Here is a 20,085-nt window from a genome sequence, read left to right as displayed (position 1 = left end):
GCGGTCGGCCGGCCCCACCCATGACAACGTACGAGGGTTCCCGCCCCGAGGCCCGAGCCCACAAGATGCAACGCCTCACACCCGTACACGCGTCCCCCCGGGTGAATGGCGGGCGTTTCGCGGCATCGGGACCGACGGTACGTCACACTCCTTGAGCCGCCGCAGGGTAGCCTCGCCCTCAACGTGGCCGCTGCCGTAGCCGTAGCGCCACCCCGGCCCGCAAGACGACCCGCCTGCCCGGAGGTCCCGGTGACGACACGTGGAGTTCTGTACGTGCACTCCGCGCCGCGCGCGCTGTGCCCGCACGTCGAGTGGGCCGTCGCCGGGGTGCTCGGCACACGCGTCAGCCTCGACTGGATCCGGCAGCCCGCCGCGCCCGGCACCTGGCGCGCCGAGTTCTCCTGGCAGGGTGAGGTCGGCACGGCCTCCAAACTCGCCTCCGCGCTGCGCGGCTGGCACCTCCTGCGCTTCGAGGTCACCGCCGAACCCTGCGCCACCGCCGAGGGCGAGCGCTACAGCTGCACCCCCGACCTCGGCATCTTCCACGCGGTCACCGGCATCCACGGCGACATCCTCATCCCCGAGGACCGCGTCAGGGCCGCGCTGCAACGCTCCCAGCGAGGCGAGACCGACCTGGAGGCCGAGCTGTCCAAGCTCCTGGGCAAGCCCTGGGACGACGAACTGGAGCCGTTCCGGTACGCGGGAGAAGGCGCTCCCGTCCGCTGGCTCCACCAGGTGGTCTGAAAGCACCTCAGGGGCGGCGCCGCCAGGGGCGCGGGGAACTGCGCGAGAAGCGACCACGACCCGCACCCGGCGCACCACGGACGACACAACGACGAGTGGCCCGGCCTCCACGAGGGAGCCGGGCCACCATCAGGTCGAGCGACGCCGTCACACCGTACGGAACGCCAGCACCACGTTGTGCCCACCGAATCCGAACGAGTCGTTCAGCGCGGCGATCCGGCCCTCCACGGGCAGCTTCCGCGCCTCACCGCGCACGATGTCCGCGTTGGCCTCGGCCTCGGGGTCGAGGTTGTCGACGTTGATGGTCGGCGGAGCCACCCGGTGGTACAGGGCGAGCACGGTGGCGACCGTCTCGACGCCGCCGGCGCCGCCGAGCAGATGCCCGGTCATGGACTTGGTCGCGGAGACCGCCATGTGGCCGGCGTCGTCCCCGAACACCTTCCGCAGCGCCTTCAGTTCGGCCACGTCACCGGCCGGCGTCGACGTCGCGTGCGCGTTGACGTGCACGATCTCCGCCGGGTCCAGGTCGGTGCGGTCCAGCAGGTTCTGCAGGGCGTGGGAGATGCCCCGCCCCTCCGGCTCCGGCTGCACGATGTCGTGCGCGTCGGCGGAGATGCCCTGCCCGACCGCCTCCGCGTAGACCCGCGCGCCGCGCCCGGCCGCGTGCTCGGCGGACTCCAGCACGATCACACCGGCTCCCTCGCCGAGGACGAAGCCGTCACGGGCGACGTCGTAGGGACGCGAGGCGCCCTGCGGGTCGTCGTTGTTCTTGGACATCGCCATCATGTTGCCGAACGCGGCGATCGGCAGCGGGTGGATGGCGGCCTCCGTGCCCCCCGCGACGACGATGTCGGCACGGCCGGTACGGATCATCTCGATGGCGTAGCCGATGGCCTCGGCGCCCGAGGCGCACGCGGAGACCGGCGTGTGCACACCCGCGCGGGCGCCGACGAGCAGACCCACGTTGGCGGAGGGGCTGTTGGGCATCAGCATCGGCACGGTGTGCGGGGAGACGCGGCGGACGCCCTTCTCCTTCAGCACGTCGTACTGGCCGAGGAGGGTGGTCACGCCGCCGATGCCGGAGGCGATGACCGCACCCAGGCGGTCGGGGTCGACGGAGCCGTCCTCCTCGCCCGCCCGGCCGGTGAACCCGGCGTCCTTCCAGGCTTCCTGAGCCGCGATCAGCGCGAACTGCGCCGAGCGGTCCAGCTTGCGGGCCTGGGGCCGCGGAAGGACCTCGGTGGGCTCCACGGCGACCGGAGCCGCGATCTTGACGGCCTGCTCGGCCGCCCAGTCCTGCTCCAGGGGCTTGACGCCGGACTTGCCGGCGACGAGGCCCTCCCAGGTAGAGGCTGCGTCGCCACCCAGCGGTGTGGTTGCGCCGATACCGGTGACGACCACGGTGCGATTGGTCGAGCTCACGGGAAATCTTTCTCCAACGGTACGAGGATCAGCGGCGCCACCGCCGGGTGGCGGGGCCATGCAGCCAGCGGCTGGGTCAGCCCTGGTGCTTGAGGATGTAGTCGGTCGCGTCGCCGACGGTCTTGAGGTTCTTGACGTCCTCGTCCGGGATCTTCACGTCGAAGCGCTCTTCGGCGGCGACGACGACCTCGACCATGGACAGGGAGTCGACGTCCAGGTCGTCGGTGAAGGACTTGTCCAGCTGGACGTCCTCAACCGGGATCCCGGCGATCTCGTTCACGATCTCCGCGAGACCGGCGACGATCTCTTCCTGAGTGGCGGCCATGTTGGCGCTCCTTCGTTGATGTTCCAGAGGGTGTGGGTGCTCACCGTGTCCGGACCGGGTGATCCGGCACGGAGTGCCTAGGGGAGGGTAACGACCGTCGCGGCGTAGACGAGACCCGCCCCGAATCCGATGACGAGTGCGGTGTCGCCGCTCTTCGCCTCGCCGGTCGCCAGGAGCCGCTCCATCGCGAGCGGGATCGAGGCGGCCGAGGTGTTGCCGGTGGTGCGCACGTCCCGGGCGACCGTGACGGTCTCCGGCAGTTTCAGGGTCTTCACCATCGAGTCGATGATCCGCTCGTTGGCCTGGTGCGGGATGAAGACGTCCAGGTCGGAGGCGCTGATGCCGGCCGCGTCCAGGGCCTGCTGGGCGACCTTCGCCATCTCGAACACGGCCCAGCGGAACACCGCCTGGCCCTCCTGCGTGATGGCGGGGAACCGCTCGACGGTGCCGTCGCGGTAGTCCGTCCACGGCACGGTCTGCTTGATGGTCTCCGACTTGTCGCCCTCGGAGCCCCAGACCGTCGGGCCGATCGCCGGCTCCGTGGCCGGGCCGACCACGACCGCGCCCGCGCCGTCACCGAACAGGAAGGCCGTCGCACGGTCCTCCGGGTCGGTCAGGTCGGACAGCCGCTCCACGCCGATGACCAGGACGTACTCGGCGGAGCCCTCCACGACCATGCCCTTGGCGAGGGTCAGGCCGTAGCCGAAGCCCGCGCAGCCGGCCGAGATGTCGAAGGCGGCGGCGTTGTCCGTGCCCAGCTTGTCGGCGATCTCGGTGGCGACGGCCGGGGTCTGCTTGAAGTGCGAGACCGTCGAGACGACCACGGCGCCGATCTGGTGGGCGGTGATCCCGGCCTCCGCGATCGCCTTGCCGGCGGCCTCGACGGACATGGCGGCGACGGTCTCCTCGTCGTTCGCCCAGTGCCGGGTCTCGATGCCGGAGCGGGAGCGGATCCACTCGTCCGAGGAGTCGATCTTCTCGAGGATGACCTCGTTGGGCACCACCCGGGTGGGGCGGTAGCCGCCGACGCCGAGAATGCGCGCGTACGGGGCGCCCTTGCTGGGCTTGATCTTCGCCATCAGGGCTCCTTGTCAGGCGTGCTCGGCGATGAGCTCGCGAGCGGCGTCGAGGTCGGCGGGGGTCTTCAGCGCCAGCGTCGTCACACCGGGCAGGGCGCGCTTGGCGAGACCGGTGAGGGTACCGCCGGGGCACACCTCCAGCAGAGCGGTGACGCCCAGCTCCTTGAAGGTCTCCATGCACAGGTCCCAGCGGACCGGGTTGGCGACCTGGCCGACCAGCCGGTCGAGGACCTCGGCGCCGGTGGCGACGGTCTGCCCGTCCTTGTTGGAGACGTAGGTGAGCTTCGGGTCGGCCGGCGTCAGGGCCTGGGCGGCCTCGGCCAGCTTCTCGACCGCGGGGCCCATGTGGTGGGTGTGGAAGGCGCCGGCGACCTTCAGCGGGACGACCTTGCGGACGCCCTCGGGCTTGTCCTCGGCCAGCGCGGCGAGCTGCTCCAGGGTGCCGGCGGCGACGATCTGGCCGGCGCCGTTGATGTTCGCCGGGGTCAGGCCCAGCTTCTCCAGGTGCGCGACCGATGTCTCGGGGTCTCCGCCGAGCAGTGCCGACATGCCGGTCTCGGTGATCGCGGCGGCCTCGGCCATGGCCAGGCCGCGCCCCCGGACGAGGGTGAGCGCGGCGGTGTCGTCGAGCACGCCGGCGAAGGCGGCGGCGGTGATCTCACCGACGCTGTGACCGGCGACGGCGCCCGGAACCAGGCCCGGGGCAGTGTCACCGAGTGCCGCGGCGGACAGCAGGCCGGCGGCGACCAGCAGCGGCTGGGCGACGGCCGTGTCCCGGATCTCGTCCGCGTCGGCCTTGGTGCCGTAGTGGGCGAGGTCCAGTCCGATGGCGTCCGACCAGGCGGCGACGCGGTCGGCGGCACCGGGCAGTTCGAGCCAGGGAGTCAGGAAGCCGGGCGTCTGGGCGCCCTGGCCGGGAGCGACGAGTACGAGCACTCTCACACTCTCTCTTGGGGACGGCCACGGCCGCCCGTGGGGACAAGGACGAAGAACAGCAGGGGCTTTTGTGGGGCCCCGACAAACACCTACGTCTGGGGATCTCCGTCGGCGAGGCGCCCCAGGATCAGCGCGATGCGCAACGTGAACGCCGAGCGTACATCGGAAGGTGACCAGCCGGTGACGTCAGTCACACGTCGAAGCCGGTAGCGCACGGTGTTGGGATGGACGAACAGCATCCGGGCCGCACCCTCCAGACTGGACGCCTGTTCGAGGTAGACGGAGAGGGTCTCCAGCAGCGCCGACCCCGCCTCCTCCAGCGGTCTGTAGATCTCCTCCACCAGCTGTTCACGCGCACTCGGATCGCCGGCGATGGCGCGCTCCGGAAGCAGATCGTCCGCCAGCACCGGGCGCGGCGCGTCCTGCCAGGCGGAGCACGCCTTCAGACCGGCCGCGGCGGCCTGCGCGGACCGGGTCGCGGTCAGCAGGTCGGGCACCACCGGACCGGCCACCACCGGCCCGGCCGCGAACGGCCCGATCAGCGACTTCGCCACCGCCAGTGGGTTGTCGCTGCCGCCCGCGATGACCACCAGCCGAGCCCCCAGCACCCCCGTGAGCACCTGCAGCTTCGCATGCCGGGCGGCCCTCCGGATGGCCTCCACGGTCAGCTCCGAGTCCCCGTCGGGCGCGTTGCCCAGCACCACGCACACGTGCTCCGGCGTGTTCCAGCCGAGGGCCGCGGCCCGCGACACGGCACCCTCGTCGGCCTCGCCGCTCAGCACCGCGTTCACCACCAGCGACTCCAGCCGCGCGTCCCAGGCACCCCGTGCCTCGGCGGCCTGGGCGTACACCTGGGCGGTGGCGAACGCGATCTCCCGGGCGTACACCAGCAGCGCCTCACGCAGCACGCTCTCGTCGCCGGGGGCCGCGACCTCGTCGATCGCGCTCTCCATGACCTCGATGGTGGTGCGCACCATCTCGACGGTCTGGCGGAGCGTGATGGCCCGGGTCAGTTCACGCGGAGCGGTCCCGAACACATCGGTGGAGATGGCCTGCGGGGCGTCCGGATGCCGGAACCACTCGGTGAACGCCGCGATACCGGCCTGGGCGACCAGACCGATCCAGGAACGGTTCTCCGGCGGCATCGCCCGGTACCACGGCAGCGTCTCGTCCATCCGCGCGATGGCCTGCGCGGCGAGACTTCCGGAGGACTTCTCCAGCCGTTTCAGGGTCGCGGAGTGCGCGTGCACACCGGGCACTGCGGCTTGGTTCTTGCTGGCATGGGGTTCGGGCACGGGACAAGACTGCCTTATCGGGCCGACCCCGTGTGCCGCCGGGTCGCAGGTGAGGGCCCTGTGACACCCGCCACCCGGCTACCGTGGGGCACGTGATGGACGTACGGCGCGCCGACGAGCGCTACCGCGGCGGGGACCCGGCGGCCGGGATCGACACCCGTCACGCCTTCTCCTTCGGACCCCACTACGACCCCGACAACCTCCGCTTCGGCGCGCTGATCGCCTGCAACGAGGAGCGGCTCGCACCGGGCGCCGGCTTCGACGAGCACCCGCACAGCCACACCGAGATCGTCACATGGGTGGTCGAGGGCGAGCTGACGCACCGCGACTCGACCGGCCACGAGACCCGGGTCCGCCCCGGCGACGTCCAGCGGCTCAGCGCGGCGGCCGGGGTGCGGCACATGGAGCGCAACGACGGGCCGGCGCCGCTGACCTTCGTACAGATGTGGCTGTCCCCGCTGAGCCCCGGCGGCGAGCCGTCGTACGACATCGTGCGCGGCATCGCCGACGCCACCCCGTACGCCCTGCCCGCCGCCGGCGCCCTGCTGCACGTACGCCGGCTCGCTCCCGGCGAGCGCACCGCGGTGCCGGAAGCGCCGCGGGTCTACGTCCATGTGGTGCGCGGCGCGGTCCGGCTGGGGGAGTACGGGCTGGGGCCGGGGGACGCGGTGCGGGCCGCCGACGAGGCGGGGCTGGAGCTGGTCGCCGACGGGGGGCCGGCCGAGGTGCTGGTGTGGGAGATGGCGGCCTAGTCCTGGGAGGGATCCTCCGCGTTGCGCCACACCGTGATGTCCACCGACACGTAGTCGCTGGGGTCGTTCTCGGGTGCGCTGCCCTGGTAGGTGACCAGGGCGATGTGACCGGAGGAGGTGTGCACGCACATCTGTGACCCCTTGGTGATTTGCGAGAGCCGGATCTCCTCGGTGTAGCGCGTCTCGTTCCGGCAGGTCTCCAGCGAGCCCTTCTGGGCGTTGTTCAGCAGGACGACCTTGTCGCCGGCGCTGCCCAGCAGGGGGTTGTTGTCCAGGCCGCCCGCGTCGTAGTAGTACAGGTCGCCGGCGTCCACGTAACGGGGGCTGCCGTCGGGGTCGATCGGCTTCGGCGGCGCGTCCGCGAACCGCACGTAGTAGCCCTCGGGGATGTTGACGCCCTGGTAGGAGACCGGCGTGGGATCGGGTGCCGGGCTCTTACCCGTGGTGCTGCCGCTGTCGTCGCTCCCGCTGCCGGAGGAGGAGCTGCCGGAGGCGCTGCTCGAGGAGTCGTCGGAGGCATCGTCGAGGCCCTTGATGAACGACGCACAGCCGCCGAGCCAGGCCAGGCCCATCACCACCCCGACGCTGATCCCGATCCACTTGCCGGCCTTGTTCTTCGGCGGCGGCAGGGGCTGCGGCCGCCAGCCGGGCTGCGCGCCGAAGGGCGGCTGGGGCGCGGTCGGGGGGCCGTACGAGGGCTGGAAGTGCGGCTGGGGACCGGGAGGTCCGTACGCGGGCGGGGGCGGTACGTGCGTGGCGGCCGCTGTGGGAGCCGCGTGCACCGGGGGCGGCGTCACATCGGGCTTGGTGACCGGTGCGGTGGGCGTGGGCGCAGCCGCGGTGACCGGTGCGGTGGGCGTGGGCGCCGCCGCGAGGGCGGCCGACGCCGACACCCGCTGGGTGATCTGCGCGGTGATCGCCTCCGGCAGCCAGGAACCGGACTGCCGCAGCGGCGTGGGCGACGCCTCCTGGCACAGGGCGATGATCTCGGCGGGGGAGGGCCGCCCGCCGGGCTCCTTGGCCAGGCAGCGCGCGATGAAGGCGAGCTGCCCGGGCAGCCCGCTCAGGTCGGGCTCCTCGTGGACGATCCGGTACAGCACGGCGTGCGAGGGGCCGTCGCCGTAGGCCCCCTGCCCCTGTGCCGCGTAGGCGGCGACCTGGCCGAGCGCGAAGATGTCCGAGGCGGACGTGACCTCCTTGCCGGCGGCCTGCTCCGGCGACATGAAGGCCGGGGTGCCGATGGACACGCCGGTGCCGGTGAGCGCGGTCGCGTCCGCGGCGCGGGCGATGCCGAAGTCGATGACGCGGGGGCCGTCACCGGCGAGCAGCACGTTGGACGGCTTCAGGTCGCGGTGCACGATGCCCGCGCCGTGGATGACCGACAGCGCCTCCGCCATCCCCGCGAGCAGCAGCAGGACCGACGGCACCGGCAGCGGGCCGTGCTCGGTGACCGCCGAGGCCAGTGAGGGGCCGGCCACATAGGCGGTGGCCAGCCAGGGTTGGGTGCCCTCGGTGTCGTAGTCGATGACCGGCGCGGTGTAGAACCCCTGCACCCGCTGTGCGGCCTCGACCTCCTGCCGGAACCGGCGGCGGAACTCCGGGTCCTCGCTCAGTTCCGGCCGGATCGTCTTGAGGGCGATCGGATGCCCGCCCGGCGTGTACGACAGATAGACCGTGCCCATACCGCCGGAACCGAGCCGTGCGGCGAGCCGGTAGGTCGCCACCGTCGTCGGATCACCGCTCTCCAACGGGCGGAACTGTCCGCCCGCTTGAACCCCTGCCATTGCTCCCCCGATGTCCATGGGTGCTGCTGTGCAAAGGGAGATTAGCCGAGTGGATCATCGGCCGGTGACCCAAGCCCCCGGAGTCCGGAGTGTGGAGGCCCCAGCCCGGCTCAGCCGCGTTTCTTCTTCGCCCTGCGTTCCCTGGCCGCCGCGCGGCGGGCCTCCTCCTGATCCCACAGCGCTTTGAACTCACGGGCCCGCTCGTCAAGTTCGGCCGGGGCGTCCTCGTCTTCGTCCTCGTCCTTCCACAGCCCCTGCTCCTTCAGCTGCCGGGTGTGCACCTCCACCGGCGGCTCCGGGTCGTAGTCGCTGGGCCGGGGCCCCTCCGGGCCGTCGGGTCCGACGCGGATCAGCCGCTCGACCCGGGTGACGCGGAACCGGGTCCCGTCGATGCTCAGACTGTTGCTCCGCTTCTCGTCCAGCAGGTCGGCCGCGCGCGTACTGCTTCTTCTTCTCGTCCGACAGCCGCAGCGTGAACGGCGCCATGACCCGCAGCCACGCGGCCAGGCTGTCGCGCGCGCCCTGCGGTGTGGCGTACGACGCCCCGGGGTTGTGCGACTGCCATTCCCCGTCCGTCCGTTCGGCGATCGCGAACACCGCCGGCAGCAGCACACCGCCCGGACATGCCTCGGCGGCACGCCGTGCGTCGGACCGTACGTCCTCCGGTGTGCCGGAGGCGGCTCCGACGAGCCGCAGGAGATCCAGCTTCAGCAGGCTGTCGGACAGCCCGGCGGGGGTGTACGGGTCGACCACGAAGCCCTTGGTGCGTGACGGCGCACGGTACGCCTCTCCGACCTCCGCGTGATCGGGGTCGGAGGGCCGGGGCGGCTCGGGCCCGCTCCGCCCCATACGGATGAACTTCGAGGCCCGCACGATCCGGAACCGCTCGCCGCGGACCCGGAGTTCGTCGACGACCTCCCGGTCCATGCGCAGGGCGGCCGCCATCCACGCCTTCTGCGCCTTCGTGTCACCGGTGTCCTCGGCGTCCCGGGCGCGCATCCGGAAGCGCGAGCCCAGGGAGTCCCGGGCGCCCTGCGGGGTGTCGCTGCCGTACTCGGACAGTTCCCACCCTCCGGTGTCGCGCTCACGGGCGTGGAAGAACTCCGCCAGACCCACGCCCCGCAGGTCGGGATACCGCTCCCGCGCCTGCCACGCCTCCTGCTCCGCGAACGCCGCGATCGGCCCTTCCTGCGGGGCGACCCGGAAGGTCAGATAGCCAGGCACCCTGTCCTCGTAACCGGTCATGCACTGAATGTGCCCGATGCCACGGCCACTTCGCTGCGGAACCGAGGGGAATCACACCGACTCGGCGAGCACCGCGTCCGTGAACGGCGGCCACGCCTCGATCGCCCAGGGCCCGAACGCCCGGTCCGTGAGCGCGACGCAGGCCAGCCCGGCGACCGGGTCGACCCACAGGAACGTACCCGACTGCCCGAAGTGTCCGAAGGTGCGCGGCGAGGACGAACTGCCCGTCCAGTGCGGTGACTTGCCGTCCCGGATCTCGAAGCCGAGCCCCCAGTCGTTGGGGTTCTGGTGCCCGTACCCCGGCAACACACCCTTCGTCCCCGGATACTGCACACTCATCGCCTCGGCCACGGTCCGCGGGTCGAGCAGCCGGGGCGCCTGCACCTCGGCGGCGAACCGCAGCAGGTCCTCCACGGTGGACACGCCGTCCTTCGCGGGCGACCCCTCCAACGACGTGGCCGTCATCCCCAGCGGCTCCAGGACCGCCTGCCGCAGATACTCCGCGAACGGGATGTCGGTCGCCTTGGCGACATGATCACCGAGCTGCTCGAACCCGGCGTTGGAGTACAGCCGCCGCTCACCCGGCGCCGAGGCCACCTTGTGCTCGTCGAAGGCCAGCCCGGAGGTGTGGGCGAGCAGGTGCCGCACGGTCGAGCCCTCCGGCCCGGCCGGCTCGTCGAGCTCGATGGCGCCCTCCTCGTACGCCACCAGCACGCCGTACGCGACGAGCGGCTTGGTCACCGAGGCCAGCGCGAACCGCTTCCCGACCGGACCGTGCGCACCCAGCACCGCACCGTCGGCCCGCACGACCCCCGCCGCAGCGGAGGGAACCGGCCACTTCTCGATCAACGCGAGGCTCTTCAAGGACATGCCCCCGAGCCTAAGCGCTCACAGCGCCAGCTCCATCAAGGGGCCGGGGGTGCGGGGGGTGCGGGGGGCACCGCCCCCCGCAAGGGGCGCGGGGAACTGCGCGACCAGCCCCCACGCACCCGCAGACAGATACAGGCCAACCCGCGGAGCGAACCCGCTTGCTTGGAGTGCGCTCCAACGTCATAGCGTGTGGTTCATGACGGTGATGCAGAGCACGCCCGTGACCACCGAGGAAAGCCCCAGCCGTGCCGACGTCTGTGCCGGTCCGCCGCCACGCCACCCCCGCCCCGACGGGCAGGACAGCTACACCATCAGTGAGGTCGTCGCCTTCACCGGGCTGACCGCGCACACCCTGCGCTGGTACGAGCGCATCGGCCTGATGGCCCATGTGGACCGCTCGCACACCGGGCAGCGCCGTTACAGCAACCGAGACCTGGACTGGCTCGACCTCGTCGGCAAGCTGCGGCTGACCGGCATGCCGGTCGCCGACATGGTCCGGTACGCGGAACTGGTCCGCGAGGGCGACCACACGTACGCCGAGCGCTGCGCCCTGCTGGAGGCGACCCGGCGGGACGTCCAGGCGCGGATCGCCGAACTGCGGGACACGCTCGCCGTCCTGGACCGCAAGATCATGTTCTATTCGGACGCCACGCGCGCGTACGAAACGGAAAGGACCGCTCGATGACCGACACCAGGATCCCGACCACGCGCCTCGGCACCGAGGGCCCCGAGGTCGGCGTCCAGGGCCTCGGCTGCATGGGCATGAGCTTCGCCTACGGCCCCACCGACGCCGAGGAGTCGAGGGCCACGCTGGAGCGTGCCCTGGAGCTGGGGGTCACCCTCTTCGACACGGCGGACGCCTACGGCGCCGGTGAGAACGAACGCTTCCTCGCCCCGTTCTTCAAGGCCCACCGCGACGAGGTCGTCATCGCGACCAAGTTCGCGCTGTCGATTCCGCCGGACGACCCGACCAAGCGCGTCATCCGCAATGACGCCCCGTACATCCGTCAGGCCGTCGAGGCGAGTCTGTCCCGCCTCGACATCGACGTCATCGACCTCTACTACATGCACCGGCGTGATCCGGACGTGCCGATCGAGGAGACCGTCGGTGTCATGGCCGAGCTGGTCCGTGAGGGCAAGGTCAGACACCTGGGCCTGAGCGAGGTCACGGCCGGCGAACTGCGGGCGGCCCACGCCGTCCACCCCATCGCGGCCGTCCAGTCGGAGTGGTCCCTGTTCAGCCGCGACATCGAGGCGAACGTGGTCCCGACGGTCCGTGACCTGGGCGTCACCCTCGTCGCCTACTCCCCGCTCGGCCGAGGCTTCCTCACCGGCTCCTTCACCAACGCCGACACCGACCTGACCGCGGACGACTTCCGCCGCCAGCAGCCCCGCTTCACCGGCGACAACGCGACCGCCAACGCGGCCCTGCTGGAGCCGGTCAGGGCCGTCGCCCGGGCCCACGACGCCACTGCGGCACAGATCGCCCTGGCCTGGGTCCAGCAGCAGACCGACGTCCACCGCCTGCCGGTGGTCCCGATCCCGGGCACCCGGAAGCCGAGCCGGGTGGAGGAGAACGTGACGGCGGCCACGATCAGGCTGACGGACGAGGAGTTGGCCCTTCTGGAGCCGATCGCGTCGAAGGTGGCGGGCGACCGGTACGCGGACATGGCGTTCACCTCGGCCGGACGCGAGTAGCCCGCGCTCAACGCCCCCGAACGGCCGCGAGCACAGCCGCCGCGAACGGCAGCGACTCGTGCACGACCCCGTACCCCAACCCGAACACCACCGCGGCCGGGTCCTGGTCCACAGGCCCCGGCCGCTCGGCCGCCCCCTCCCGGAGCCGCAACCGCAGATACCCCTCCAGCAGCTCGGGCGAGCGCCACTCCACACCCCCCACCTCGGACACCGCGAAACTCTGGTCGCCGGCCTTCCACTTGGCGGACGACGCCCCTGTCCAGAACCACCGGAACCGCACCGTCCGCCCGTCGAACGACGCCTTCCCGTCGTACGCCTTGAACGACACCGGCACCTCGGGCGCCTCCACCAGAAACCGGTCCACCGGCCCCGACTCGGTCAGCAGCCCCTTCAGCTCGTCCGCGTAGTACTCGGCGAGCAGCTCCCGGTCCCCCGGCAGCACCAGCCGGTACGGATCGCACGCCTCCTTCAGCTGCCCCGCCGCCGCCTCCATCAACGGATCCGCCCCGGGCCGCGGCTCCGCCCGCAGGACGACCGTCCCCCGCTTGCCCGGCTCGAGCGTCACGGACTCCAGCGCGCGCAGCGGAACGCGCCGCTCGCCGAGCGCGGAGAACAACTTGGGCGTGCGCAAGCCCCGCTCGTAACGGATGAGGACGGAGTCGGACTCGAACTCCCAGGCGGCATGAAATCCGGCCAGTACATCACCCATGCGGCTCATCGTATGCGCGACAGACAACTTCGTCCCCTCCTCACGCACACCGCAATTCCTGCGGTCTCTACGCGCGTCCGACCGGCGTGGTGCCGGACAAACCCGCCCGGCAGGCGTCACCTTCGTCCGCGCACTCCACGGAACGGTATGCGCCAGTTCCGATGTCGGCGAGGTTGCGCAGACTGTCCGTGCCGGGCACGAAGTAGCCGGAGTGGCCGTTCGCCCCCCGCGCCGACAGCACCCGCGCGCCGAACGCGTCCGACATCGGGTCCTCTCCGTGCCCGAGCCCGCCGACCTCCAGATACGGCACGTCCGCGATCCAGTCGTCGGCGTCCCGCATCGCCCACACCCGCGCGGAGGTGCGCAGCTCGGACGCGTTGTCCGCGCGCATCCCGGGGCTGCCGGCGACCGCTATGTCGGCGACCCGGCCGGGCATCGCGCGCGCGGCCACTCCACACACGACCGAGCCGTAGCTGTGGCAGAACATCGACACCGGCGCGGTGCCGGGCAGGGCGCGCAGCAGCGCGTTCAGGCGTACGGCGCCGCTCTCGGCACGCATCGCGGTGGCCGAGTCGATGCCCAGGCCGTCGGGCGCGGTGTAGTCGGCCCACGCGATCACGGCCGTACGCGTCGTGGGGCTCGCCTCCCGCTCGGCCGCGTAGAGCGCCTCGGCCATGCCGGCGGGCGCGGAGTACTTGCGGTTGCTGCGCTGGAAGGTGAGCAGCTCGGTGTCGACGCCGGGGACGACGACGGAGATCCGCTCGGCGTGGGCGAGGTCGCCGAAGACCTCGGCGGCCCGGCCGGGGCCCTCCGGGTCGAAGGCGAGGATCTGCCGCTCGGCGGTGCCCATCACCTGGAAGCGGTCCATACGACGGCCCGCCTCGTGCTGCCCGGCGGGCGAGAGCCTGCTGTCGTGCATCCGGTCCCGCTCGACCCGCGCGGCCTCGGCGAGGGCGATGCGGTTGGCGCGGTATCGCAGGGCGACGGGGGCGCCGTTCATGTTGCCGACCGCGAGCGGGTAGCGGGCGGCGAGCGAGTTGCGCTGGGCGGCGGTGAGGGAGGCGAAGAAGCCGGCGAGCAGGGCGGGGGCCGCGTCCGGGTCGGGGAGCGCACGGCCGTCGATACGGCCGCTCTCCCAGGCGGAGCGGGACGCCTGGAGCGCGGTGGGGTTCTGCTGGTGGCGCAGGGCCGTCCAGCCGGTGGTCGCCAGCATCACGAACACCACGGCGAGCGCCAGCAGTGCGCGCCTGGCGTTGAGGTGTGGGGAGGTCTCGAAGGAAGTCACTGGGAGGACACACTAGGAGAACGAGAGGGTCTCGAGAGAATCCAGTGACACGGATCACGTTTCGTCGGCGTCAGTCCGTCTTCGCCTGACGCGGCGTCAAAGGCATTTCCCCTATCAGGGTGACAACGCTAAAGGTCCCTCGCCTCCGGTACGTGCCGCAGGTCACAGTGGGCCAAGCCACGGCCTGCGGCGCGCTGCCGGAGGGGGACAGCGCGCCGCGGCCAAAGGCAGCTGCACCCCGTGGCGCCTGGCTGCGCACCCACCTCCGCTCGGCCCACGGTCAGGTTTCGACGCGGCTGTCGGACAGGGCCGCCACCTCGGCCCGCAGGGCGCGTACCTCCGCGGTCAGGGCCTCTATCGCCTCCCGCTGCAGCCGTTCCTCGACATCGTCCCGCTCGAAGCGGGAGATGAACCAGGCGGCGATGTTCGCGGTCACCACACCGAGGAGCGCGATCCCGGACAGCATCAGCCCGATCGCCAGCAACCGCCCCAGCCCGGTGGTCGGCGCGTGGTCCCCGTACCCCACCGTCGTCATCGTCGTGAAGGACCACCACACCGCGTCACCCAGCGTGTGAATGTTCCCGTTCGGCGCGTCCCGCTCCACCGACAGCACGGCCAGCGACCCGAACATCATCAGCCCGGTCACGGACCCGGCGACATACGTCGTCAGCCGGACCTGCGAGGCCATCCGCGCCCGCCGCCCCACGAGCAGCAGCGTGGACACCAGCCGGAGCAGCCGCAGGGGCTGCACCAGCGGCAGCGCCACCGCGAGCAGGTCCAGCCAGTGCGTCCGGACGAACACCCACCGGGCCCGGGCCAGCCCCAGCCGCACCAGGTAGTCGAGCGCGAAGGCCGCCCACACCCCCCACTCGACCCACAGGCAGGCCCACGTCACCGTGCGACTGGCCGAGCTGTCCACGATCGGGACGGCATAGGCGATGGCGAACAGCCCAGCCAGTACGAACAAGGGTCGCTGGGTGAGCTGCTCCCACCGGGCCTGTGCCGATTGCTCCTTCATGCCCCGCATCGTAAAGAGACCGTAAGGGCGGAGGGCAACCGGTTCACGCGCTACGCGTCGCCGCCCGCCGCTCCGGGCTCCGCCGCCGCGACGTCCAGCAGCTGGTACCGGTCGATGGCCTGCTTCAGCACGGACCGGTCGACCTTGCCCTCCTTCGCCAGCTCGGTCAGCACCGCCACCACCACCGACTGCGCGTCGATGTGGAAGAACCGCCGGGCCGCGCCCCGGGTGTCCGCGAAGCCGAAGCCGTCCGCGCCCAGCGACTGGTACGACCCCGGCACCCACCGCGCGATCTGGTCCGGAACCGACCGCATCCAGTCGGACACGGCCACGAACGGGCCCTGCGCGCCGCTGAGCTTCCGTGTGACATACGGCACCCGCTGCTCCTCCTCCGGGTGGAGCAGGTTGTGCCGCTCGACCTCGACCGCCTCGCGCCGCAGCTCGTTCCAGGAGGTCGCCGACCAGACGTCGGCCTTCACCTGCCACTCCTCGGCGAGGATCCGCTGCGCCTCGATCGCCCATGGCAGGGCCACGCCGGAGGCGATGATCTGCGCCGGGATGGTGCCCGAGGTGCCCTCGCTGAAGCGGTAGACGCCCTTCAGGATGCCCTCGACGTCGACGTTCTCCGGCTCGGCCGGGTGCTGGATCGGCTCGTTGTAGACGGTGAGGTAGTAGAAGACGTCCTCGCTGTCCGGGCCGTACATCCGCCGCAGACCGTCCTGCACGATGTGCGCGATCTCGTAGCCGAACGCGGGGTCGTAGGCCACACACCCCGGGTTCGTCGACGCCAGCAGCTGCGAGTGGCCGTCGGCGTGCTGCAGACCCTCACCGGTCAGCGTCGTACGGCCCGCGGTCGCGCCCAGTACGAAGCCGCGCGCCAGCTGGTCCGACATCTGCCAGAACTGGTCGCCGGTGCGCTGGAAACCGAACATCGAGTAGAAGACGTAGACCGGGATGAGCGGCTCGCCGTGCGTCGCGTACGCGGAACCGGCCGCGATCAGGGACGCCGTGCAGCCGGCCTCCGAGATGCCGTCGTGCAGCATCTGTCCGGTCGGGGACTCCTTGTAGGCGAGCAGCAGATCCCGGTCCACCGCCTCGTACTGCTGGCCGAGCGGGTTGTAGATCTTCGCACTCGGGAAGAAGGAGTCCATGCCGAAGGTGCGGTACTCGTCCGGCGCGATCAGCACGAACCGCTTGCCCAGCTCCTTGTCCCGCATGAGGTCCTTGAGCAGCCGGACAAAGGCCATGGTCGTCGCGATGGACTGCTGACCCGAGCCCTTCTTCACGCTCGCGTACGTCTTGTCCTCCGGCAGCGGGAGGGGCTTGGCGCGCACGACGCGGGTCGGGACGTACCCGCCGAGTCCCTTGCGCCGGTCGTGCATGTACTGGATCTCCTCCGAGTCCCGGCCCGGGTGGTAGTACGGCGGCAGGCCGGACTCCAGCTCCTTGTCGGCGATCGGCAGGTGCAGCCGGTCCCGGAAGCGCTTGAGGTCGTCGACCGTCAGCTTCTTCATCTGGTGCGTGGCGTTGCGGCCCTCGAAGTTCGGGCCCAGCGTCCAGCCCTTGACCGTCTTGGCGAGGATGACCGTCGGCTGGCCCTTGTGGGCGCGGGCAGCCGAGTACGCCGCGAAGATCTTCCGGTGGTCGTGGCCGCCGCGGCCCAGCATCAGCAGCTCGTGGTCGGACATGTGCTCGACCATCGCGCGCAGCCGGTGGTCGTCACCGAAGAAGTGGTCGCGGATGTAGGAGCCGGTCTCGGTGGCGTACGTCTGGAACTGGCCGTCGGGTGTGGTGTTCATCTTGTTGACGAGCACACCGTCGCGGTCCTGGGCCAGCAGCGGGTCCCAGCTGCGGTCCCAGATCAGCTTGATCACGTTCCAGCCGGCGCCGCGGAAGACCGACTCCAGCTCCTGGATGACCTTGCCGTTGCCGCGCACCGGGCCGTCGAGCCGCTGGAGGTTGCAGTTGACGACGAAGGTCAGGTTGTCCAGGCCCTCGCGGGCGGCGATGGTCAGCTGGCCGAGCGACTCCGGCTCGTCCATCTCGCCGTCGCCGAGGAACGCCCACACGTGTGATGTCGAGGTGTCGGCGATCCCGCGCGCGTGCATGTACCGGTTCATGCGCGCCTGGTAGATCGCGCCGATCGGGCCGAGGCCCATCGACACGGTCGGGAACTCCCAGAAGTCCGGCATCAGCCGCGGGTGCGGGTACGAGGACAGGCCGTAGGGCGCCTTCGACTTCTCCTGGCGGAAGGCGTCGAGGTGCTGCTCGCCGAGCCGGTCGAGCAGGTACGCGCGCGCGTAGATGCCCGGTGAGGCGTGTCCCTGGAAGAAGACCTGGTCGCCGCCGTCGCCCTCGTCCTTGCCCCGGAAGAAGTGGTTGAAGCCGACGTCGTAGAGGGACGCGGAGGAGGCGAAGGTGGCGATGTGGCCGCCGACGCCGATGCCGGGCCGCTGGGCGCGGGAGACCATCACGGCGGCGTTCCAGCGGGTGGCGTTGAGGATCCTGCGCTCGATCTCCTCGTTGCCGGGGAAGAACGGCTCGTCCTTGGTGGCGATGGTGTTGACGTAGTCCGTGCTGCGCATCTCGGGCACGGCCACGCGCTTCTCGCGGGCCCGCTCGATCAGCCGCAGCATCAGATAGCGCGCCCGCTCGCGGCCGCGTTCGTCGATGGCGGCGTCGAGCGAGTCGAGCCACTCCTGGGTCTCTTCGGGATCGAAGTCAGGTACCTGACTCGGAAGGCCGCCAATGATGATCGGATTGCGATCGGATCCGGAAGCCACGCTGTTCCTTACCTGTCAGAGGGCACCCGCGGGGGCCACTTTCCGGTATGCCTGCACCGTCCCCCATCGTGTACCTCGGGGAGGCAAAACGGCATCTCTACTCTGCGGTAACCAGGACCCCGTACTCTAGGGCGGTTCCCAAACACGCAAACGGGGCAGAAAGGTGTGGTGTGCGTCACCCCCGGTACTCGCACCATGCCTGGAGTTGCGTCGAGACGGCCGGGATCGTCACCGTTTCGGCGGTCCGAACCGCCGGGTACTTGCGCGATCCGTCCCGCCCGTGTGGACTACGGCCAATGCTTCGCGCACGCGCGTGGCTGAGTTATTCCCAAGACATGATCAGGAGGCAACCCGTGAGCGCGACCGCGGACCACGCGGAGGAGCGGACGAACCCTGCCGCCAGGCTGGGGTTCCAGCCCGGGCAGGTGGTCCAGGAGATCGGCTACGACGACGACGTCGATCAGGAGCTCCGCGAGGCCATCGAGGAAGCCATCGAGGGCGACCTCATGGACGAGGAATACGACGACGTGGCCGACGCCGTTGTGCTGTGGTTCCGGGACGACGACGGCGACCTGACGGATGCGCTGGTGGATGCCACCACGTACATCGAAGAGGGCGGCGCGATCCTGCTCCTCACGCCGAAGACCGGCCGTTCGGGGTACGTGGAGCCGAGCGACATCTCGGAAGCCGCGACGACCGCCGGCCTGAGCGCGGCCAAGAGCGTCAGCGTCGGCAAGGACTGGAGCGGCAGCCGCCTCGCCACGCCGAAGGCGGCCAAGTCCAAGAGGTGACCGCGTGACGGGGACGGGCCGGTTTCCACCGGCCCGTCCCCGGGCGTGCGCCGGGCACTGCGTAGGGTGGTCCCGAGTCTTCGGGTTCCCACCCGAGCAGCCCCCACCGAAAGGGATCACCCACGATGGCCATCCAGGTCGGCGAGAAGGCCCCCGGCTTCGAGCTCAAGGACAACCACGGCGCCACCGTGAAGCTGTCGGACTTCCGCGGCAGCAAGAACGTCGTCCTGCTCTTCTACCCCTTCGCCTTCACCGGCGTGTGCACCGGCGAGCTGTGCGAGGTGCGCGACAACCTCCCGCAGTTCTCCGACCGTGACACCCAGGTGCTCGCCGTCTCCAACGACTCCATCCACACCCTGCGCGTCTTCGCCGAGCAGGAGGGCCTGGACTACCCGCTGCTCAGCGACTTCTGGCCGCACGGCGAGGTCTCCCGCGCCTACGGCGTCTTCGCCGAGGACAAGGGCTGCGCGGTGCGCGGCACCTTCGTCATCGACAAGGAGGGCGTGGTCCGCTGGACCGTCGTCAACGCGCTGCCGGACGCCCGTGACCTGAACGAGTACGTCAAGGCGCTCGACACTCTCTGATTCTCGACACCCTCTGATTCTCCGGCGCCCAGGGCCTGCGGGGGCGGGAACCCGTCACTAGGATCGGATCGTTGATCCGATATCCAATGCACGACGGGGCTCCCGCCCCCGGACACCAATGGAGGACTCGTGGGAGTCAGCCTCAGCAAGGGCGGCAACGTATCGCTGACCAAGGAGGCCCCGGGCCTGACCGCGGTCATCATCGGCCTCGGGTGGGACGTGCGCACCACGACCGGCACCGACTTCGACCTCGACGCCAGCGCCCTGCTGCTGAACAACGCCGGCAAGGTCGCCAGCGACGCGAACTTCGTCTTCTTCAACAACCTCAAGAGCCCCGACGGCTCGGTCGAGCACACCGGCGACAACCTCACCGGTGAGGGCGAGGGCGACGACGAGCAGATCAAGGTCAACCTCGCCGGCGTCCCGGCCGACGTCGAGAAGATCGTCTTCCCGGTCTCGATCTACGACGCCGAGAACCGCCAGCAGTCCTTCGGCCAGGTGCGCAACGCGTTCATCCGCGTCGTCAACCAGGCCGGCGGCGCCGAGATCGCCCGCTACGACCTCAGCGAGGACGCGTCCACCGAGACGGCCATGGTCTTCGGTGAGCTCTACCGCCACGGCGCCGAGTGGAAGTTCCGCGCCATCGGCCAGGGCTACGCCTCGGGCCTGCGCGGCATCGCGCAGGACTTCGGCGTCAACGTCTGACACCGGCAGCGATCCGACGCTCGTTCGGTCCGGCGCCGTCCCGTTTGGGGGCGGCGCCGG

17 protein-coding genes and 2 pseudogenes are annotated in these 20,085 nt (G+C 70.9%); 7 read left to right on the top strand and 12 right to left on the bottom strand.

The window, feature by feature from the left end; translation table 11 throughout:
* The first annotated feature begins 249 nt into the window (after positions 1–249).
* On the top strand, positions 250–744 hold the full coding sequence (locus tag ACH5AC_RS22720; protein WP_398863828.1) for a DUF3145 domain-containing protein: 495 nt from the start codon (positions 250–252) through the stop codon (positions 742–744).
* A 147-nt stretch (positions 745–891) separates the two neighbouring features.
* Here the strand turns inward: ACH5AC_RS22720 and ACH5AC_RS22715 are convergent, their stop codons facing one another.
* The 5 genes from ACH5AC_RS22715 to ACH5AC_RS22695 form a co-directional block, all read right to left on the bottom strand.
* Positions 892–2,166 (bottom strand): beta-ketoacyl-[acyl-carrier-protein] synthase family protein, encoded by a 1,275-nt coding sequence (locus tag ACH5AC_RS22715; protein ID WP_398863827.1) that lies wholly within the window; start codon positions 2,164–2,166, stop codon positions 892–894.
* A 76-nt stretch (positions 2,167–2,242) separates the two neighbouring features.
* Positions 2,243–2,491: an acyl carrier protein gene (locus tag ACH5AC_RS22710; RefSeq protein ID WP_003989952.1), complete on the bottom strand. Its 249-nt coding sequence runs from the start codon at positions 2,489–2,491 to the stop codon at positions 2,243–2,245.
* Positions 2,492–2,568: 77 nt separating this feature from the next.
* Entirely contained in the window at positions 2,569–3,570 is a 1,002-nt protein-coding gene (locus tag ACH5AC_RS22705; RefSeq protein WP_398863826.1) for a ketoacyl-ACP synthase III, read from the bottom strand.
* A 12-nt stretch (positions 3,571–3,582) separates the two neighbouring features.
* Positions 3,583–4,506 carry an ACP S-malonyltransferase gene (locus tag ACH5AC_RS22700; RefSeq protein ID WP_398863825.1) on the bottom strand — a complete coding sequence of 308 codons (924 nt, stop codon included), beginning with the start codon at positions 4,504–4,506 and terminating at the stop codon, positions 3,583–3,585.
* An 89-nt stretch (positions 4,507–4,595) separates the two neighbouring features.
* Complete coding sequence (locus ACH5AC_RS22695; protein ID WP_398863824.1) at positions 4,596–5,801, bottom strand: PucR family transcriptional regulator; 1,206 nt, start codon at positions 5,799–5,801, stop codon at positions 4,596–4,598.
* 95 nt (positions 5,802–5,896) lie between these two features.
* Between ACH5AC_RS22695 and ACH5AC_RS22690 the strand changes: the two genes are divergently transcribed.
* A complete protein-coding gene (locus ACH5AC_RS22690; protein WP_398863909.1) occupies positions 5,897–6,553 on the top strand; it encodes a pirin family protein in 657 nt (218 codons plus the stop codon).
* Here the strand turns inward: ACH5AC_RS22690 and ACH5AC_RS22685 are convergent.
* From ACH5AC_RS22685 to ACH5AC_RS22675, 3 genes and pseudogenes are all read right to left on the bottom strand, one after another.
* A complete protein-coding gene (locus ACH5AC_RS22685) occupies positions 6,550–8,337 on the bottom strand; it encodes a serine/threonine-protein kinase (RefSeq protein WP_398863823.1) in 1,788 nt (595 codons plus the stop codon). The two genes, ACH5AC_RS22690 and ACH5AC_RS22685, sit on opposite strands and share 4 nt — an antisense overlap.
* Positions 8,338–8,447: 110 nt before the next feature.
* A pseudogene (locus ACH5AC_RS22680) lies at positions 8,448–9,582 on the bottom strand (DUF5954 family protein).
* A gap of 51 nt (positions 9,583–9,633) precedes the next feature.
* Entirely contained in the window at positions 9,634–10,452 is an 819-nt protein-coding gene (locus ACH5AC_RS22675; protein ID WP_398863822.1) for a serine hydrolase domain-containing protein, read from the bottom strand.
* Between the two features lie 196 nt (positions 10,453–10,648).
* Here ACH5AC_RS22675 and ACH5AC_RS22670 point away from each other — a divergent pair, with 196 nt between their 5' ends.
* Positions 10,649–11,137: a MerR family transcriptional regulator gene (locus tag ACH5AC_RS22670; RefSeq protein WP_398863821.1), complete on the top strand. Its 489-nt coding sequence runs from the start codon at positions 10,649–10,651 to the stop codon at positions 11,135–11,137.
* Complete coding sequence (locus tag ACH5AC_RS22665; protein WP_398863820.1) at positions 11,134–12,150, top strand: aldo/keto reductase; 1,017 nt, start codon at positions 11,134–11,136, stop codon at positions 12,148–12,150. Before ACH5AC_RS22670 ends, ACH5AC_RS22665 begins: the two co-directional genes overlap by 4 nt.
* A gap of 16 nt (positions 12,151–12,166) precedes the next feature.
* Here the strand turns inward: ACH5AC_RS22665 and ACH5AC_RS22660 are convergent.
* From ACH5AC_RS22660 to aceE, 4 genes and pseudogenes are all read right to left on the bottom strand, one after another.
* Positions 12,167–12,859, bottom strand: a pseudogene (locus tag ACH5AC_RS22660) (DUF4429 domain-containing protein); the annotation flags it as partial.
* Between the two features lie 67 nt (positions 12,860–12,926).
* Positions 12,927–14,144: an alpha/beta hydrolase gene (locus ACH5AC_RS22655; RefSeq protein WP_398863818.1), complete on the bottom strand. Its 1,218-nt coding sequence runs from the start codon at positions 14,142–14,144 to the stop codon at positions 12,927–12,929.
* 280 nt (positions 14,145–14,424) lie between these two features.
* On the bottom strand, positions 14,425–15,162 hold the full coding sequence (locus tag ACH5AC_RS22650) for a potassium channel family protein (RefSeq protein ID WP_398863817.1): 738 nt from the start codon (positions 15,160–15,162) through the stop codon (positions 14,425–14,427).
* A gap of 50 nt (positions 15,163–15,212) precedes the next feature.
* Positions 15,213–17,945 carry a pyruvate dehydrogenase (acetyl-transferring), homodimeric type gene (aceE, locus tag ACH5AC_RS22645; RefSeq protein ID WP_398863815.1) on the bottom strand — a complete coding sequence of 911 codons (2,733 nt, stop codon included), beginning with the start codon at positions 17,943–17,945 and terminating at the stop codon, positions 15,213–15,215.
* Between the two features lie 353 nt (positions 17,946–18,298).
* Here aceE and ACH5AC_RS22640 point away from each other — a divergent pair, with 353 nt between their 5' ends.
* The 3 genes from ACH5AC_RS22640 (at position 18,299) to ACH5AC_RS22630 (ending at position 20,025) form a co-directional block, all read left to right on the top strand.
* Entirely contained in the window at positions 18,299–18,736 is a 438-nt protein-coding gene (locus ACH5AC_RS22640; protein WP_398863814.1) for a DUF3052 domain-containing protein, read from the top strand.
* Positions 18,737–18,861: 125 nt separating this feature from the next.
* Entirely contained in the window at positions 18,862–19,320 is a 459-nt protein-coding gene (locus ACH5AC_RS22635) for a peroxiredoxin (RefSeq protein ID WP_398863812.1), read from the top strand.
* A 129-nt stretch (positions 19,321–19,449) separates the two neighbouring features.
* Positions 19,450–20,025, top strand: coding sequence for a calcium homeostasis/redox stress adaptation protein (locus ACH5AC_RS22630; protein WP_398863811.1), 576 nt, complete (start codon positions 19,450–19,452; stop codon positions 20,023–20,025).
* Positions 20,026–20,085: the final 60 nt, after the last annotated feature.

Origin of the sequence: Streptomyces sp. NPDC018693 (genome assembly GCF_044391385.1) — a bacterium.
In the GTDB taxonomy this organism is placed as follows: domain Bacteria; phylum Actinomycetota; class Actinomycetes; order Streptomycetales; family Streptomycetaceae; genus Streptomyces.
Note: the sequence above shows the minus strand (reverse complement) of the source record. Positions and strands in the feature narration are given on the sequence as shown.